Below are 14,656 nucleotides of genomic sequence, written 5' to 3'. Positions count from 1 at the left end.
AGCGCCCTATGGATTTATGATTATCTACCGACAAGTGACGACATGACAGTTACCGAACTGGAAGACTACGGAATGCTCCAGATGGACGTCGAGGACATCGAAAAGACCCTCGAACGGAAGAGCATTGGCGTGCTTGGCGTCCCGACCGATTCCGCGCCGCTACTTCGCCCGCTTGGTTTCTGGTACGACGGCGAGTCCGCGCTCTACTTCGTCTACGTTCTCGGTGCCGACAGCCGGAAAGTGACGGTGAGCGACCACGCGGACGTTGCCCGGTTTCTCATCTACGACGTCGAAACGACGTTCAACTGGCGCAGCGTCCTGCTGACGGGGACCATCGAACGAGTCCCTGACGACGAACGCAGGGCAATCGAAGAACAGATAGACACCTCCTGGACGCCCGACGTGTTCGAACGGGCGGCCGAGACGGAAGCCACAGCGCTGTATCGGTTCCGGATCGACGACCGGGTTGGTATCAAGCAACTCGAACTCCCGCCGGAACTCAGAACCGAATCCTCGACGAGCGGGCCGGATTGACCGGTACCTAGCCCGTTCGGAAAGAGAAATCCAGCGTCGGCGCGGAGTGGGTCAGCGACCCCATCGAGATGATGTCCACGCCTGTTTCGGCATAAGCTGGCACGTCCTCGACCGTGATACCGCCGCTGGCCTCGGTGAGCGCGTCGGAAGTGGACGCTGCCACCCTGTCGACGGCCCGCTCAGTTTCCGCGGGGGACATGTTGTCGAGCAGGACGATGTCCGCGCCGGCCTCGGCGGCCCGCGGGGCGTCCTCCGGAGCTTCGACCTCGACGTCGAGTTTCGTCGCGAAGGAGGCCCGCTCGCGGAAGTGGTCGATGGCGTCGAGGAGCCCCATCTCGGCGATGTGGTTGTCCTTGACCATCACCATGTGCGAGAGGTCCAGTCGGTGGGTGTCACCGCCGCCGGCGGCCACCGCCCGTTTCTCGATGCCGCGCAGACCAGGGGTGGTCTTGCGCGTGCCGGCAATGCGGGGCGTGGAATCCGTCGCAGCCGATCCCGCCGCATCGACGGCGGCCCGGGTCTTCGTCGCGACGCCCGAGGTGTGGCCGGTGATGTTCACGGCGACGCGCTCGCCGCGGAGCACCGACTGCGCGGGGCCGTCGACGCGAAGCACCACGTCGCCGGCATCGATGGAGGCCCCGGACTCGACCGGTGTCTCAACAGCACAGTCCAGATACTCGAACACCGCGGTGGCGGCGTCGAGGCCGGCGACGACGCCGGATTCTTTGGCCACCAGTCGGCCCTCGGTCGTTCCGGGCACGTCGTTGGTCACGTCGCGGTGGCCCACGTCCTCGCGGAGCCACCGCTCGATGTCGCTGTCGGCGAGCATCAGTCAGCCGTGGACTCCGGCGGTTCCTCGCTCGCGTCCACGAGGTTGTGCGTGCCGACGCTCTCCTCGTTCTCGGCGGCGTGGCGAGCGATCAACAGGGCGGTGACGCTGGCGTGGCGGAGTTCGTACAGCGAGCGGCTGGTCCGCGTGCGGACGTAGGCGTCGACTTCGCCCTTGAGCCGGCGGAGGACGGCCATCGCGCGCTGGAGGTCCGCGGGGTCGCGCTCGACGCCGACGTTCTCGGCCATCACGCGAGTTAGCCGCTGGAACTTGTCGCGGGCGAACCGCTCGGGCAGGTCCGGGTCGCGTTCGAGCAGTTCCGGCGCTTCGATTGGTTCGGGTTCGGCCCCGGCGGCGTCTTCGCCGGCGCGCAGACCCCAGACCAGCCCTTCGAGCAGGGAGGTGCTGGCGAGGCGGTTCGCGCCGTGGACGCCGGTCCGGGAGCACTCGCCGACGGCGTACAGTCGGTCCAGCGTCGTCCGGCCGCGGTCGTCGACGCTGACGCCGCCACAGAGGAAGTGCTCGGCGGGCGCGACCGGGATGCCCTCGGTCCAGTCGACGCCGTGCTCTTTACAGCGGTCTGCGAGGTTCGGGAACTCGTCGGCGAAATCCAGCGGTGACACGTCCAGCGTCACCTCACCGGTCGCCTCTCGCTCTGCTTTGACTGCCCGGGCCACCACGTCGCGAGGCGCGAGTTCGGCGTCCGCGTGGTAGTCGGGCATGAACCGCTCGCCCTTGCCGTTGCGCAGCAGGCCGCCCTCGCCGCGGACGGCTTCGCTGACGAGGAAGGCCACATCACCATCGAGAGTACAGGCAGTCGGGTGGAACTGCACGTACTCCATATCTTCCACTTCGGCCCCGGCGAGTGCGGCCATCCCGATGCCGTCCCCGGTCGTGTTGTCGGGGTTCGTCGTCCGCGGGTAGAGGTCGCCGATGCCGCCGGTCGCCAGCACGACGCTGCCGGCGAAGTATGGAGTTACCTCGCCGTCGGATTCGAGCATCGCGCCGTGGACACGGCCCTCGTGACGGATGAGTTCGAGCGCGGCGGTGTCGTCCAGAATCTCCACGCCGTCGTGGTCGTCGATGTAGTTCAGGAACGGGACGTGGATGTGCCTGCCCGTCGAGGCGTCCACGTGGAGGATGCGGTCCTCGCTGTGGGCGGCCTCGCGGGTGAAGTCGTGGCCGGACCCGTTCTGGTCGAAGTCAATGTCGAGCGTGTCGAGCAACACGTCCTCGACGGTCTCGTTGGCGTTCTCGACCAGCACGTCGACAGCCTCGGGGTCGGCGGTACCGTCCGAAGCGGCCATGATGTCCTCTTTGAACTCTTCGGGGGTGTCCCGGGAGACGGCGATACCGCCCTGGGCCCACCAGGACGAGGAGCCTTCCGGACGGGTCGCCTTCGTGGCGAGCGTCACGTCGTCGCCTTCGCGGGCCGCGGCGAGCGCCGCCGCCAGCCCGGCGATACCGGAGCCGATGACCAGCACGTCCGTCGTAATCGGGTCGTCCGTCATGGTTAGATCTCCAGCATCCGGTCCATCGCGACCTGGGCCAGTTCCTTCTCCTCGGGCGCGACCTCGATGACGTTGCGCTCGCGGCCCTCGACCAGTTCCTCCAGCACCCACGCGAGGTAGTTCGGGTCGATCTGGCGCATCGCGTTGCAGTCCATGCAGGCGTCGCCACACAGCGGCACGACGTTCACCTCGGGGTGCCACCGCTGGAGGTGGTGCGTGAGGTGAATCTCGGTGCCGATAGCCCACGTTTCGCCGGGATCAGCCTCGGCGACGGACTCACAGATGGTCGACGTAGAGCCGGCCACGTCGGCGGCTTCGACGACCTCGCGGCGACACTCGGGGTGAACGATGACGTTCGCGTCGGGGTACTCCTCGCGGACGGATTCGATGTGGTGCTCGCGGAACCGCTCGTGAACCTGGCAGTACCCCTCCCAGAGGATGATGTCGTTTTTCACGGCGTCGGCGGCGTCGGTCCCTTCGGCGTCCCAGGGGTCCCACTCCACCGTTTCGTCGGCCATGCCGAGCCGGTGGGCCGTGTTCTCGCCGAGGTGCTTGTCGGGCAGGAACAGCACCTTGTCGCCCTTCTCGAAGGCGTACTCGAAGGCCTTGTGAGCGTTCGAGGAGGTACAGACCAGGCCGCCCTGCTCGGCGCAGAAGGCTTTGAGGTCGGCGTAGCTGTTCATGTACGTGATCGGGATGATCTCCTCGTCGTCGTCGAGCGCCGCGGTCAGCTCCGCCCACGCGGCGTCGACCTGCAGCGCCTCGGCCATGCCGGCCATCGGGCAGGAGGCCTCCATCGACGGGAGAATCACGGACTGGTCGTCGTCCGTGATGATGTCCGCGGACTCGGCCATGAACGTCACGCCGCCGAAAATCACGTAGTCGGCGTCGGACTCGGCGGCTTCCTTCGAGAGCTGGTAGGAGTCGCCGATGAAGTCGGCGTGCTCGACGATCTCCCGGCGCTGGTAGTTATGGCCGAGGATGACCACGTCGTCGCCGAGCGTATCGAGCGCACTCTCGATGCGCTCGGTCCGTTCGTCCGCCCCGAGATCCCGGTACGCCGGCGGGAGCTGCTCGAGGTTGTCGTACTTGAAGAGGCTGAGGTCCGTCTCGAACGCGGCGGTTTCCATTTCGGGCACGATGTATCCACCTGTGGATGTTCACGCTTCGGAACTCCTCCGTGAAAAGATTTTATCTTCAAAGGTGTGGGTTGGTGGTGTGGAAAATTGTATACCTGATATCGGTGGCTTATCTGGTTCTGTTTTCGGGTTTGGTGGCATAACAGATTTTATACCCGGTTTTGGCGGCCTCTCTAATTCTGTATCCCGCATTGTTGAATACTGATATATGTTACCGATTAGCAGAAGACGGAATGCTTCGATACGGCCGTCCGTCAGCCTCAGTCTCCGGAATCGAACACTACCTCGCCGTCACTGACGGTCAGCGAGACAGTTATGTCCGAGATGTCGCCATCCGGTACGTCCCACGGAGAGGCCGATAGCACAGCGAAATCCGCGACCGACCCCGGCGTAACTGTACCCATCCGGTCCTCGTCGAAGCCCGCGTACGCGCCGCCGTGGGTGTACGCCCTGAGCGCCTCGTCGACTGTCAGGCGCTGGCTCGGTTCCGGCGCAGTCACGGCCTGCTGGACGCCGTACAGCGGGGAAAGCGGCATGCAGTCACTTCCAAAGGCCAACTGTGCGCCGGCATCCGCGAGGTCGCGGAACCGGTTCGTCAGCGCGCGGCGCTCGCCGAGTCGTTCGTCGTACAGGCCGCCCGGCGCTGCCCAGCGGTGGAAGTTCGGCTGCGCTGAGACGACCAGTGGCGACGCCGCCAGTCGCTCCACCAGGTCGCCGGTGAGGATTTCGGCGTGCTCGACACGGTGGCGCTCGTCCGCGGCGTCGACGGACTCGATAGTCGAAAGCAGTGCGTCGATGGCCGCGTCGCCGATGGCGTGGGCGGCGAACTGGAGTCCCGCGTCGTCGACCGCTGCTACTAGCTCTTGAAGGGCATCGGGATCCGTCCGCCACTCGCCGACGCTGTCGCTGTCGGCGTAGGGGTCCCGGAGCCGCGCGGTTCCGGCCCCGAGCGACCCGTCGATGTACGTCTTAATAGCACCCGTCTGGACCCGGTCGCTCCCGTGGTTCGTCACCAGCCCGAGCTCCCGGACTGCATCGAGGTGGTCCGCCCAGTAGTTGAGCCGTACCCGCAAAGAGAGAGCGTCCTTGCTGTCCAAATCGCGGTACACCCGCGGGGCGTGAGACTGCCGCACCATGTCGTGCACGGCGGTAATTCCTTCCGAGAGCGCCACCTCCTGTGCAGCCAGCAGGTACTCCCGGGTTTGCGTGTAGTCGGGCGCGATAGCGTCGAAGACGGCCTCGGCGGCTTCCTCGACGAGTACGCCGGTCGGCGCTCCGTCCTCAGTCCGGACGCCGTTGTCGGGCAGGTCCAGCACGTCCAGCGCGGCGTGGTTCACCGACACCGTGTGCAAGTCCTCGCGCGCAGCCGCGACCGGTCGCTCGGTGCTCGCCCGGTCCAGCGTCGCCGCTTGGAGTCGGTCGCCGTCCCAGTCGCTCTCGTCGTAGCCAAAGCCCAGTAGCCAACCCTCGCCGTCGTCGGCCGCCAGCAGTCGGTCGATACAGTCGTCCGGGCCGTCTGCCCCCGCGAGGTCCGCTTCGACTGCACGGCGGCCGACGATTTCCAGATGCGTGTGTGCGTCGATAAAACCGGGTAACAGGACGCCGTCACGGCAATCGACGGTCTCGGCACCCGCGGTCGAGAGTTCGTCCGGGTCGCCGACCGCCGTAATTGTTCCGTCCGTTACCGCGACAGCCGACGCGGGGTCCTCGTCCGAGAGCGGCCGTACCTCGCAGTTTGTGAAGACGCGGTCGACCATACGGAGATCGGGAGCGGCGGCCGCAAAACGGTTCGCCCACCAAGAGCAACTGTTAGGGGTCCCGAACTCACACCGGTCAGTATGACCGACTCCGACGCCGCCGCGCTCGCTGAGCGCGTCCGCGAGGGCGAGTTGCGGCTCTACGAACTGGAAGACCACGCCGACGCCGACACCGCGGCGGCGGCCCGCAGACACCTGCTGGCCGAGGAGACCGGCACGGACCTCTCGGCTGTCGGCGACTACACCTTCGACGCTGCCGACGCCGAGAGCAACATCGAGAACATGATCGGCGCGGCACAGGTTCCGATGGGTGTGGTCGGCCCCCTCCCGGTCGACGGCGGGGCCGCCGAGGGCGACCACCACCTCCCGCTGGCGACGAGCGAGGGCGCGCTGCTGGCTTCCGTCAACCGCGGCGTCTCGACGATCCGCAACGCCGGCGGCGCGACCGCTCGTGTGCTCAAGTCCGGGATGACCCGCGCGCCGGTGTTCCGCGTCGAGGACGTGGCCGAGGCGGGCGAGGTATCGGCCTGGGTTCGCGAACACGCCGACACCCTCGCCGACGCCGCGGAGTCGACGACGAGCCACGGGGAACTCCAGGGCGTAACCCCCTACGTCGTCGGCGACAGCGTCTTCCTCCGGTTCTCCTACGACACCAAGGACGCGATGGGAATGAACATGGCGACCATCGCCACGGAGGCGGCCTGCGAGGTCGTCGAATCCGAGACGCCGGCGGACCTCGTCGCGCTGTCGGGCAACCTCTGCTCCGATAAGAAGCCCGCCGCTATCAACGCTGTCGAGGGACGCGGCCGGACCGTCGCCGCGGACGTGCTCATCCCCCACGAGCAGGTCGAGGAACGGCTGGACACCACTTCCGACGCTATCGTCGAGGCAAACACCCGCAAGAACCTCGTCGGGTCGGCGAAGGCCGGCGCGCTGGGGTTCAACGCCCACGCCGCCAACGTCGTCGCCGCCGCCTTCCTCGCGCTCGGCCAGGACATGGCCCAGGTGGTCGAAGGGAGCAACGCTATCACGACGGTCGACGCCCGCGAGGACGGCCTGTACGCCTCTGTCACCATCGCATCGCTGGAGGTCGGCACCGTCGGCGGCGGGACGGGCCTGCCGACTCAGTCCGAGGCGCTGGACGTGCTGGGCTACGGTGGCGGCGGCGACCCCGCCGGGACCAACGCCGACGCGCTCGCGGAAGTCATCGCTGCCGGCGCGCTGGCCGGCGAACTCTCTTTGCTTGCGGCACTGTCCTCGCGCCACCTCTCTTCGGCGCACGCCGATCTCGGGCGGTAGACAGCCGCGGCGTGTGACTACCGCTGCCGGCTCTGGCTTACCAGAAACCCCGCTCCGGCCACCAGCACGACGACGCCGGCGAGTAGGAGCGCTTCCTCCCCGAGCAACGGGCCGAGCACCAGCAGTGCCCACGCGACCGCGAAGACGCCGTGGGCGATGGCGAACAGCCGCCGGCCGCGACGGGCGAACACGACTGTACCCAGCGTGAACCCGAGCGTGAGGACGACCGCCGAGAGGGCGACCGTGCTCACCCGCAACGAACCCATGGCGACCGGCTCGACGACCGGCGTGAGCAGAAACAGCAGCCCCGCAAGGCCGACAAGAATCCCGACCGCGACCGGTCCGGGCTCGAAATCCAGCGTCGTGGTCATAGAAGCCGGTACTGCCCGCGGTTTTCTGATGCCTTGCCAGCACGGACCAGTTTCTCCAGCGCCTTCTTCGTGTACGACGCTGGGACGCCGCGTTCCTCGGCGTAGGCCACGATATCGCCCTCGGTCGGCTGGTCAAGGTTCCGCAACGCACTCAGGACGGTCTCCTTGCGGCTCGCCCCGCCCGTCGCACCCTGTTCGGCCCGGTCGGCAGCCGCCGATACGGCCTCGGTGTCCACCCCCGACTCGTCGAGATATGTTTCCTCGTCCACGCCCGCGTCGTCGACCTGGCGCTCCATCTCGGCGTAAGAATCCAGTTCCGCGAAGGCGTCGCCCTCCCCCTGTCGGTTCGCCAGCATCGACGCCCGGATCTCGCGGGCGTGGGTCTCGTCGTCCGTCTCGACGAACTTCCGGCGCTTGGCGTGCTTGCGACGCGTGCCACACCGCGGGCACTGGGTTGTCTCCGGTCGCCCCTCGGTGACCCACAGCGCGCTGCACTCGCTACACCCCACTACCGCGTACATGCCTCTCAGTCAGGGCCGGACGGTACTGAATCCACCGACAGGGAACTCTGGAATGAGTGTAGTACCGGGCAGTAGCGAGAATCAGAAAGCTCCACTCGTGACAGCTAGCCAACCAGTTACCGGGTGGGGCTCTCTGGCCGTCAGGAATGATACCCAAGGCATCAACAACTGCTCTTAGTGGACGAACGCTTAGGTGGGCCGGGCGCGACACCACGGCGCATGGAGGAAGTACCACAGGCGGCCTGTGAGACGGTCGAAGCAGTCGACGGCGTCCACCTGACACAGATGGCTGTCGGTGAACGGATGAGTGTCCAGCAGTTCCATATCGAACCCGGCGCGGCCGTCCCGGAGCACAGCCACCACCACGAGCAGGTCGGTTACGTCGCGAAGGGGACGTTTACTTTCCATGTCAACGGCGAGGAGTACGTCATCGGCCCCGGCGACTCGTATGTCATCCCGGGCGGCGAACCACACGAAGCGCGCAACGACGCCGAGGAGCCGGTCAGCGGCATCGACGTATTCAGCCCGCCCAGACCGGACCCGGACTGGCAGGACGGCGGTGTTTAGTTAAGGATGAAAAGTGAGGCGAGTGTGATTTCTGCTGTCCATGGCCGAAATCACACGCCTCAACGGTAGTAGCGAGTGGATTGATTTGGATTTTGTGGAGCGTGAGCGGACACCCGAGCGAGCGATGAAGCTCGGTATTCAGATGCACGTTGCGGGACTATCACTTTCGAATACAATATCTGTTCTTGATAAGTTGGGTGTCCAGCGCTCTCGAAAGGCCGTCCACGATTGGGTACAGAAAGCTGATTTACAGCCAGATAGCGGTGAAGCTCCGAATCAGGTTGCGCTTGACGAGAGCGTGATTCGCATCAACGATCAGCAGTACTGGCTGTACGCCGCCGTCGATCCTGACACGAACAGATTTCTCCATATCCGGCTCTTTACCACGTACACTACAGCGCTGACCGAAATCTTTCTCGGAGAACTCCGCGAGAAACACAGCGTCGACGACGCCGTGTTTCTCGTCGATGATGCGGACTGGCTCAAAACAGCACTGCAACGACACGGCCTCGATTTCAGATACGAACTCCACGGAAATCGGAATAGTATCGAACGTGTGTTTCGAGAGGTAAAACGACGAACGTCTTCTTTTTCAAACTGTTTTAGCCACGTCGAACCAGAAACAGCTGAAACATGGTTACGAACCTTTGCCGTCTGGCACAATGCTGCTAACTAAACACGACCGGCAGGACTAACCACAACTGTTTGGAGCCTGCGACCGTATGGCAACCAATGACGCGGGCAGTGGCTGCCGTCGTGACGCTCGCGCTGGTACTCGCCGGATGTTCGGGATTCGTCCAGCAGGACAGCCCCGAGACAGTCACGCCGGCAGCGGTGCCGACTGACGGGGCCGGCTATCCCCCGGGCGTGAGCGACGGCGCAGTGGTTCCGTCAACGCTGGCCAGTACCCACGCGCGGACGCTCGCGACGACGAACTATACGCTGGTCACCCGCCAGCGAGTCACCGACCGCAACGGCACGGTACTCCGGCGGTCAAACCACACCCGCTACGTCGCGGCAAACAACGGGACGTACGCCGGGCACTTCCGACAGAACGGCACCGAACTGAACGTCTTCACCACCCGAATTGACTACTGGACCAACGGCTCCATCGTCGCGGCCCAGTACGACGAACGGGCGGGCCGGCCCCACCGGGTCAAGTGGACCGTCCGCAACGACGGCCCCGTCTCGGATCTCTCGGAGCGCCGGACAATTCTTGGCATCGGGGAAGCCGTCGATCTCTCCGTTGCCGACCGGGTCGACGGCGGCGTCGTCCTCGTCGGGACTCGCTTCACGAATCCTGACAGACTCGTTACCCCGCTGTTCGTCAGTGACCCTCGCAACGTCTCCGTCCGGCTCCGTGTCAGCCACGATGGGACTGTCGAGGCGCTTCGGCTGGCCTTCGACGCAGAACGGAGTGACCAGCGGGTCCGTGTCAGGCAAGACATCAGGGTAACAGACGTCGGGTCTACGACAGTGGTAAAGCCGGAGTGGGTCGCAAACACGACCCAGCGGTCGCTTCGTCAGTAAATGGCCGGCCGCGAAACACCGCTAGAGACGAGTTTCAGGCGCTACCGAGCGCGGGCAGGACCCGCCGAGTGCCGAGCGTGTAACCGGCATACAGGAGGACAAGTCCAATGTAAACCTCCCAGATAGCGAGCGCTGAGATGCCGCCGGACAGGTCGGCCAGGGCGGCCTGTTCGGTGAGTGCTCCCCCGACGGTTAGTCCGGCGGCGAGAAGCGTCGAGAGGAGGAGTTCGAGTAGCTCCGGGATCGATTCTGAGACCATGTGTGCGCAGATATCAGTGTGAACGCGCTTGTAGCTTTTTCGATCCGAGAGAGCTTAGTAGGCCCACGAGAACGGACCTGTATGAGCCAAAGCTGGAACGCGGATTACGCGACACTCGCTAAGCGCGGGTTCATGCTCGGGGCCGGGCTGTTCCTGCTCGGTATCGCGGGAGAAATCGCTGGAAGCGCCGTTCTCGGGACGCTCCCCGCCTGGGGCAACACGCTGCTGGTCGATATGGAACTGCTCGGGATTCTCGTCGGCCTCCTCTCGCCGCTCGTGTTCGGCGTCGTCCTCCCGCTGACGGAGTAGCGGCTCTCGGGCGGGTACTCAGTAGAAAGACTCCCGAGCGACGGGTCCGTTTTCCCGACGGCATGACCGCTCGTCTCGCCAGTCTCGGGCTGTGACGCGCAAAAAATAGACTTCCGGTAGGCGACTCGACTCTCTATGAGAGCTTCTCTATATTCTCGACGACCTTGTCGGCGAACTCGCTGGTGGCGAGCTTGTTGCCGCCCTCGATCTGGCGCTCCAGGTCGTAGGTGACGTCGCCCGAGGAGATGGTCTCCTCGACGGCGTCGCGGACGAGCTGGCCGGCGTCCTTCCAGCCCATGTATTCGAGCATGAGGCGGCCGGAGAGAATCATCGCGGTCGGGTTGACCTTGTCCTCGCCGGCGTACTTCGGCGCGGAGCCGTGGACCGGTTCGGCGAGACAGCGGGCCGAGCCGAAGTTCGCACCGGGGGCGATGCCGAGCCCGCCGATCTGTGCGCCGGCGGCGTCGGACATGTAGTCCCCGTTGAGGTTCATCGTCGCGATGACGTCGTACTCGTCGGTACGGGTCAGGAGCTGCTGGAGCATGTTGTCGGCGATGCGGTCGTTGACGACCAGCGCGTCCTCGGGCGCTTCGCCGTCGTACTCGTCCCACAGCTCGTCCTCGGTGATGACGTTCTCGCCGTACTCCTCTTCGGCGACCTCGTAGCCCCAGTCGCGGAAGGCACCCTCGGTGAACTTCATTATGTTGCCCTTGTGGACCAGCGTGACGGAGTCGCGGTCCTCTTCGAGGGCGTAGTCGATGGCCTCGCGGACGAGGCGCTTGGTCCCGAACTCGGTGATCGGCTTGACGCCGATGCCGACCGGGCCGTCGTGGATGGTCTCGTCGAAGTCCATCTCGTCCTCGACGAACTCCTTGACTTCCTCGACTTCGTCGGTGCCGGCCTCCCACTCGATGCCGGCGTAGACGTCCTCGGTGTTCTCCCGGAAGGTGACCATGTCCATCTCCTCGGGGTCCTTGACCGGTGACGGGACGCCCTCGATATGGTAGGTCGGGCGGACGTTCGCGTAGAGGTCGAGCGTCTTCCGGAGCGCGACGTTCAGCGAGCGGAAGCCGGCGCCGACCGGCGTCGTCAGCGGCCCCTTGATAGCGACGTTGAACTCCTTGATCGCCTCGACGGTGTCGTCGGGGAGGTTCTCGTCGTACTTGTCCCGGGCGGACTGACCGGCGTAGACGCGCATCCAGGAGATGTCACGACCGGTGGCGTTCGCGGCGGCTTCGAGCACCTTCTGTGCGGCCGGACCGACGTCCGTTCCGATACCGTCCCCGTGGATGATGGGGATGATCGGGTTCTCCGGAACGTCGAGTTCGTCGTCCTCCGTGACCTGAATCTGCTGTCCCTCGTCGGGAACTTCCACCTTGTCGTAATCGTAGCCCATATTCCGCCAATTGACAGTCGCCCCTAAAGGCGTGCCGCTTTGCCTCAGACGTGGTAACACAGTGCGTAAAGAAAGGTCACAACCGCATGCCGGCACGTCACTATCGCTATAGCCGGAGGTGATATGCCTTTCGTGTGTCAACAGGTCTGCATGCACGTCATCGTCCACGGCGGCGCGGGCAGTCCCTCGGAGTCACCTACCGACCGGCAGGAAACGCTCACCGACGCCGCTGAACAGGCAACTGAGTCGGAGCGCCCGATGGACGCAGTGCTGGCCGCGCTTCGGCCGCTCGAATCCGACCCGGCGTTCAATGCCGGCGTCGGTGGGGCCGTCCAGAGCGACGGCGGGGTTCGAACCGATGCCGGACTGATGACTGATGACGGGCAGGTCGGTGCGGTGTGTGCAATGTCTGGCGTTGTACACGCTGCGGACGTGGCCCATGCTGTGGGAACCGAGACGCCACACGTCCTCCTCGCCGGCGACGAGGCCGTCGATTTCGCGGCAGGCATGGGTGTCGAAACCGGTCGCGACCTCACGACTGCGGAGACACGACAGCGATACGAGGCCGCTGACCCTCCCGATGGCGGACCCGCAGACCATCTTGAATGGGTCCGTGAGCATTTCAGCGGCACTGACACCGTCGGCGCGGTCGCGACCGACGGGGACCGGCTCGCGGCGGCGACATCGACCGCCGGGCGCTGGTTCGCGCTGGCCGGTCGGGTCGGCGACGTACCGCAGATCGGCGCTGGCTTCTACGCGGACGAACGGGGCGGTGCGAGCGCGACCGGTGAGGGGGAGGCCATCGCCCGGTTCGGGCTGGCCCGCCGCGCCGTCGAACGCCTGGACACGTACGGCCCGCGACAGGCCGCCGAGGAAGCAATCGCGGCGTTCGAGGACGCTACTGGCGGGCGCGCCGGCGTAATCGTCCTCGACCACGCCGGCCACACCGGAGCCGAACGCAACACCGCCGCGATGCAGACCGCGACGAGATAGCCAGAGGGAAACCCCTTTGGCCGCCACCGACTAACCGGCGTGCATGACTGACGTGGACTTCGATTCCGAGCAGTACGAGAAATGCCGCGAAGCGGGCGAGATTTTAGCACAAGTGCGCGACGAGGCGGCCGAGCGCGTCGAGGTGGGCGTCTCCCATCTCGAAATCGCCCAGTGGGCTGAGGACAAGATCCGAGAGTTGGGCGGCAAGCCGGCGTTTCCGGTGAACATCTCTATCGACGAGGAGGCGGCCCACGCCACCCCCGAGCGCGGCGACGACGCGACGTTCGGCGAGGAGATGATCAACCTCGACATCGGCGTCCACGTCGACGGATGGCTCGCCGACACCGCCGTAACGGTCGACCTCTCCGGGCAGGACGAGCTCGCCGAAGCGCCCGCCGAAGCCTTGGACGCTGCGCTGGACGTTGCCGGCCCCGGTGTCGATGTAGGCCAGATCGGCGCGGCCGTCGAGGAGGTCATCGAGGGGTACGGCTACAACCCCGTCGTGAACCTCACCGGCCACGGACTCGGTCACTGGGAGCAGCACACGTCGCCGAACATCCCGAACCGCGAAGTCGCACAGGGCGCGACGCTCGACGTGGGCGACGTAGTCGCTATCGAGCCATTCGCCACCGACGGCCGCGGCAAGGTGCAGGAAGGGGCCGACGAGGAGATCTTCGCCCTCGAACGGGAGGGGTCGGTCCGGAACCGGCAGGCCCGGCAGGTCCTCGAACAGATCACCGAGGAGTACCGCACGCTCCCATTCGCCGCCCGCTGGCTCGATTCGCCCCGCGCGGAGATGGCCCTCCGCCGGCTGAAACAGCAGGACATCGTCCACGGTTATCCGGTTCTTAAGGAGCAGGACGGGGCCTACGTCAGTCAGAAGGAACACACCGTCATCATCACCGAGGACGGCTGTGAAGTGACGACCCGTTCGCGGTAACGCCCCTCGTTTTCGAACGCGGTGAGTACCGGCCGACAGCTATGGCGCTTCCACTGACGGCTGTGAGCGGCACCGCTTTCTGGCTCGTCTGAAAGGCGTGATGGAATAGGGGTGTGTGGCCACGCAGTCAGAGACCGCGTGGCGTATGGAAACGGTGGGGTGGGGGGTGTGTGGCCACGCAGTCAGAGACCGCGTGGCGCATGGAAACGGTGGGGTGGGGGGTGTGTGGCCACGCAGTCAGAGACCGCGTGGCGTATGGAAACGGTGGGGTGGGGGTGGGGATGGTCAGGCGTTGTTCATCCGCGTGGACGTGGTTGTGCCACAGATCTGACACTCGCTGACCCGGTACGGCTCACGGGAAAACGCCGCGTTTTCGCGTTTATCGGACTCTGTCTGTATCTGGACACGTACGGCGTGGGGGGTCTCACGGTCACACGTCGAACAGTGTTCAGCCATGTCAACGCCGTCGTTTATCGCTGCCATCCCGTCTGAAACAAGCCGGGTAGACAGTATAAAAACAGCCCTCCGTTCTGGTCCGTTCAGCACTGTTTATCGCCAGACGGTGGTCGGTTTTTGCTGAATACGGCCTCAGGTCAGTCGAGAATGTTTAAAATCGACCCTAAGGCTATAGAATCCGGTTTGTGGCCGTGAACGGCCAACAGTATTATATACCACTTCTTCAGCATCAGTCCTGTCGTTTT

Annotated in this window: 17 protein-coding genes; 8 read left to right on the top strand and 9 right to left on the bottom strand. The window is 65.2% G+C overall.

Features of this window, described 5'->3' with window-relative positions:
* Nucleotides 1–42 precede the first annotated feature (42 nt).
* Complete coding sequence (locus ACOZ4H_RS15300) at nucleotides 43–534, top strand: pyridoxamine 5'-phosphate oxidase family protein (protein ID WP_424330084.1); 492 nt, start codon at nucleotides 43–45, stop codon at nucleotides 532–534.
* A gap of 7 nt (nucleotides 535–541) precedes the next feature.
* Here ACOZ4H_RS15300 and nadC read toward each other — a convergent pair whose 3' ends face one another.
* The 4 genes from nadC to ACOZ4H_RS15280 all read right to left on the bottom strand — a co-directional run bounded on the left by nadC (nucleotide 542) and on the right by ACOZ4H_RS15280 (nucleotide 5,770).
* Entirely contained in the window at nucleotides 542–1,363 is an 822-nt protein-coding gene (gene nadC / locus ACOZ4H_RS15295) for a carboxylating nicotinate-nucleotide diphosphorylase (RefSeq protein ID WP_424330083.1), read from the bottom strand.
* Nucleotides 1,363–2,874 carry an L-aspartate oxidase gene (locus ACOZ4H_RS15290; protein ID WP_424330082.1) on the bottom strand — a complete coding sequence of 504 codons (1,512 nt, stop codon included), beginning with the start codon at nucleotides 2,872–2,874 and terminating at the stop codon, nucleotides 1,363–1,365. The genes nadC and ACOZ4H_RS15290 overlap by 1 nt, the downstream gene beginning before the upstream one ends.
* 2 nt (nucleotides 2,875–2,876) lie before the next feature.
* A complete protein-coding gene (gene nadA / locus ACOZ4H_RS15285; RefSeq protein ID WP_424330379.1) occupies nucleotides 2,877–4,004 on the bottom strand; it encodes a quinolinate synthase NadA in 1,128 nt (375 codons plus the stop codon).
* A gap of 269 nt (nucleotides 4,005–4,273) precedes the next feature.
* Nucleotides 4,274–5,770: an amidohydrolase gene (locus ACOZ4H_RS15280; protein WP_424330081.1), complete on the bottom strand. Its 1,497-nt coding sequence runs from the start codon at nucleotides 5,768–5,770 to the stop codon at nucleotides 4,274–4,276.
* An 81-nt stretch (nucleotides 5,771–5,851) separates the two neighbouring features.
* Here ACOZ4H_RS15280 and hmgA point away from each other — a divergent pair, with 81 nt between their 5' ends.
* Entirely contained in the window at nucleotides 5,852–7,069 is a 1,218-nt protein-coding gene (gene hmgA / locus ACOZ4H_RS15275) for a hydroxymethylglutaryl-CoA reductase (NADPH) (protein WP_424330080.1), read from the top strand.
* A gap of 17 nt (nucleotides 7,070–7,086) precedes the next feature.
* On the opposite strand, the gene ACOZ4H_RS15270 is transcribed toward hmgA, so the two are convergent.
* Together ACOZ4H_RS15270 and ACOZ4H_RS15265 are read right to left on the bottom strand one after the other, a co-directional pair.
* Nucleotides 7,087–7,440 (bottom strand): hypothetical protein, encoded by a 354-nt coding sequence (locus ACOZ4H_RS15270; protein WP_424330079.1) that lies wholly within the window; start codon nucleotides 7,438–7,440, stop codon nucleotides 7,087–7,089.
* Nucleotides 7,437–7,961, bottom strand: a complete 525-nt coding sequence (locus ACOZ4H_RS15265; protein WP_424330078.1) for a DUF5817 domain-containing protein — start codon at nucleotides 7,959–7,961, stop codon at nucleotides 7,437–7,439. The genes ACOZ4H_RS15270 and ACOZ4H_RS15265 overlap by 4 nt, the downstream gene beginning before the upstream one ends.
* A gap of 219 nt (nucleotides 7,962–8,180) precedes the next feature.
* Between ACOZ4H_RS15265 and ACOZ4H_RS15260 the strand changes: the two genes are divergently transcribed.
* From ACOZ4H_RS15260 to ACOZ4H_RS15250, 3 genes are read left to right on the top strand one after another with little or no spacing between them, the layout of a single operon-like run.
* Nucleotides 8,181–8,528 carry a cupin domain-containing protein gene (locus tag ACOZ4H_RS15260; RefSeq protein WP_424330077.1) on the top strand — a complete coding sequence of 116 codons (348 nt, stop codon included), beginning with the start codon at nucleotides 8,181–8,183 and terminating at the stop codon, nucleotides 8,526–8,528.
* A gap of 40 nt (nucleotides 8,529–8,568) precedes the next feature.
* Entirely contained in the window at nucleotides 8,569–9,204 is a 636-nt protein-coding gene (locus ACOZ4H_RS15255; RefSeq protein WP_424328496.1) for an IS6 family transposase, read from the top strand.
* A gap of 56 nt (nucleotides 9,205–9,260) precedes the next feature.
* Nucleotides 9,261–10,058 carry a hypothetical protein gene (locus tag ACOZ4H_RS15250; protein ID WP_424330076.1) on the top strand — a complete coding sequence of 266 codons (798 nt, stop codon included), beginning with the start codon at nucleotides 9,261–9,263 and terminating at the stop codon, nucleotides 10,056–10,058.
* 34 nt (nucleotides 10,059–10,092) lie between these two features.
* Here ACOZ4H_RS15250 and ACOZ4H_RS15245 read toward each other — a convergent pair whose 3' ends face one another.
* Nucleotides 10,093–10,317, bottom strand: a complete 225-nt coding sequence (locus ACOZ4H_RS15245; protein ID WP_424330075.1) for a hypothetical protein — start codon at nucleotides 10,315–10,317, stop codon at nucleotides 10,093–10,095.
* Between the two features lie 81 nt (nucleotides 10,318–10,398).
* Between ACOZ4H_RS15245 and ACOZ4H_RS15240 the strand changes: the two genes are divergently transcribed.
* Nucleotides 10,399–10,626 (top strand): hypothetical protein, encoded by a 228-nt coding sequence (locus ACOZ4H_RS15240; protein WP_424330074.1) that lies wholly within the window; start codon nucleotides 10,399–10,401, stop codon nucleotides 10,624–10,626.
* A 133-nt stretch (nucleotides 10,627–10,759) separates the two neighbouring features.
* Here ACOZ4H_RS15240 and icd read toward each other — a convergent pair whose 3' ends face one another.
* Entirely contained in the window at nucleotides 10,760–12,022 is a 1,263-nt protein-coding gene (gene icd / locus ACOZ4H_RS15235; protein WP_424330073.1) for an isocitrate dehydrogenase (NADP(+)), read from the bottom strand.
* A gap of 150 nt (nucleotides 12,023–12,172) precedes the next feature.
* Between icd and ACOZ4H_RS15230 the strand changes: the two genes are divergently transcribed.
* Together ACOZ4H_RS15230 and map are read left to right on the top strand one after the other, a co-directional pair.
* Entirely contained in the window at nucleotides 12,173–13,015 is an 843-nt protein-coding gene (locus ACOZ4H_RS15230) for an isoaspartyl peptidase/L-asparaginase (RefSeq protein WP_424330378.1), read from the top strand.
* Nucleotides 13,016–13,058: 43 nt separating this feature from the next.
* Nucleotides 13,059–13,955 carry a type II methionyl aminopeptidase gene (gene map / locus ACOZ4H_RS15225; RefSeq protein WP_424330072.1) on the top strand — a complete coding sequence of 299 codons (897 nt, stop codon included), beginning with the start codon at nucleotides 13,059–13,061 and terminating at the stop codon, nucleotides 13,953–13,955.
* A 285-nt stretch (nucleotides 13,956–14,240) separates the two neighbouring features.
* Here map and ACOZ4H_RS15220 read toward each other — a convergent pair whose 3' ends face one another.
* Nucleotides 14,241–14,438, bottom strand: coding sequence for a hypothetical protein (locus ACOZ4H_RS15220; protein ID WP_004518623.1), 198 nt, complete (start codon nucleotides 14,436–14,438; stop codon nucleotides 14,241–14,243).
* Between the last annotated feature and the right edge of the window lie 218 nt (nucleotides 14,439–14,656).

Origin of the sequence: Haloarcula amylolytica (assembly GCF_049705545.1) — an archaeon.
Classification (GTDB): domain Archaea; phylum Halobacteriota; class Halobacteria; order Halobacteriales; family Haloarculaceae; genus Haloarcula; species Haloarcula amylolytica_B.
This window is presented reverse-complemented; position numbering and strand designations above follow the sequence as displayed.